Raw genomic sequence first — 2,067 nt, forward strand, 5'->3', positions numbered from 1 at the left:
GGGCGTGCGGGGTGGGGGGGCGGGGGTGGGCGGGCGCGGGGGGCGCCCCCCCCCCCCCCCCCCCCCCCCGGCCCCCCCCCCCCCCCCCCCCCCCCCCGCGACGGCGCGCCGCAGCGGGCGGCGACGGCGGGTCGTGCGGGGGCCGGCGGCCTTGCCGGCCAGCGCGTCGGCCAGCTCGTTGGCCGCGACGACGGTCAACGCCAGCACCAGGCCGGTGGGCACCATCAGCCACGGCGCGCTGTAGATGTAGCCCGACGCGTCCTGGATCATGAAGCCCCAGCTGGGCTCGGGCTCGCCGGGGCCGAAGCCGAGGAACGCCAGTCCCGCGACGACGAGCAGACCGATGCCGAACAGCTGCGCGGCCTGCACGGCGACCACCGTGGCCATCGACGGCAGCACGTGCACGAGGTTCACCCGGAGCGAACCCAGGCCGTTGACCCGGGCGGCGTCGACGTAGAGCCGCTGCCGCACCGACTGCGCGACGCCGAGGAGCACGCGGTACACCGCCGCCGAGATCAGCACGCCCATGACCGCCATGACGGGGTAGAGCCGGTTGCCGATCACGCCGATGACGGCGAGCAGCAGGATCGTCGCGGGCAGCGCGAGGAAGACCTCGGTGACCCGGCTGATCACCCGCTCCACGCGGCGGCCGCGCTCGGCGGCGACCAGCGCCAGCGGCAGGCCGATGCCGAAGGCGACCAGGAGCATCAGCGCCGAGGCCAGCAGCGGCAGCGCGCCGGCGGTGAAGATCCGCGAGAGCAGGTCGCGGCCCAGCGGGTCGGTGCCCAGCCAGTGCTCGGCCGAGGGCAGGGCGAGGCGGTCGGCCGTGTCCTGCTGGCCCGGCTCGTAGGGCCGCCACAGCGGCGCGGTGAGCGAGGCGACGACGACGAACAGCAGCCAGGCGGCGCCGAAGACCCCGCCCGGGCGGCGGAGGAAGCCGGGCAGGCCGCGCCGGCGCCGGGTCGGCGGGACGGGCTCGGTGGCGACCTCGCCGGCCGCGTCCAGGGGCAGCACGCTCACGAGGCACGCACCTTCGGGTCCAGCGCCGCGACCAGCAGATCGAGCAGCAGGTTGATGACGACGACGACGGCCGTGGCGACGACCACCACGCCGACCAGCGCGGGGAAGTCGCTCGACGACGCGGCGGCCTGGCTGGCCTGGCCGAGACCGGGCAGGGCGAAGAGGTTCTCGATGATCACGGAGCCGCCGAACAGCGCGATGAACTGGATGCCGAGCGTGGAGACCACCGGCACGCTGGCGTAGCGCAGGGCGTGCACGTAGCGGATCCGCCACGGCGGGGTGCCCATCGCCCGCAGCGTGCGCACGTGCTCCTGGGCGAGCGCCTCGCGCATGCCGGCGGCCGCGGTGCGGGCGACGATCGCCGCGCCCCCGACGGTGAGCGTGAGGACCGGGATGGCGATGCTGGTGAGCCACCCGGCGGGGTCCGACGCGAAGTCGGTGTAGCCGGTCGCGGGGAACCAGCCCAGCTGCAGCGACAGCAGGTAGACGAACAGGATCCCCACCCAGAACGCGGGCAGGGACAGGGCCACGCCGCTGCCGGTGGTGATCGACCTGCCCAGGCGCCCGCCCCGGACCGCGGCGGTCACGCCCAGCAGCACCCCGACGACGCCGGACAGGAGCGTGGCGAAGAAGGCGATCGAGGCGGTGACCGGCAGCCGGTCGGCCAGGTCGGCGCCGATGTCCCGGCCGTCGACGAGCGAGGCGCCCAGGTCGAACCGGAACAGCGACCCGACGTAGTCGAGGAACTGCACGTACAGCGGGCGGTTCCAGCCCAGGGCCTCGTTCTCCGCGGCGACGGCGTCCGCCGTGGCGCCCGGGCCCAGCCGGACGGCGCCGGGCGTGCTGTCGCTGGCGTGCACGAGCAGGAAGGTGATCAGCACCGCGGCCAGCAGCGTGCCGACCGCCAGGGCGAGTCGCCGGGCGACGTAGGCGAGCATCCGGGATCCCTCGACGAGGTGTGTGGGGTGGGGGTGGCCGGGGGGGGGGCCCGGGGGGGGGGGGCCCCCGGGGGGTTGGGGGGGGGGGTGGGGGGGGGGGGGGGGGGGG

2 protein-coding genes are annotated in these 2,067 nt (G+C 76.4%); both read right to left on the reverse strand.

The genetic code is table 11. The features are described 5' to 3' along the window. A partial coding sequence (locus ACI79L_RS23915) for an ABC transporter permease (RefSeq protein WP_456939187.1) occupies nt 1-1,020 on the reverse strand: 1,020 nt, incomplete at its 3' end. Continuing rightward, the gene (locus ACI79L_RS23920; RefSeq protein ID WP_456939188.1) at nt 1,017-1,958 is read right to left on the reverse strand and encodes an ABC transporter permease; all 942 of its coding nucleotides are present in this window, start codon (nt 1,956-1,958) and stop codon (nt 1,017-1,019) included. The genes ACI79L_RS23915 and ACI79L_RS23920, both read right to left, overlap by 4 nt. Nucleotides 1,959-2,067: the final 109 nt, after the last annotated feature.

This window comes from Geodermatophilus sp. SYSU D00684 (assembly GCF_054050455.1).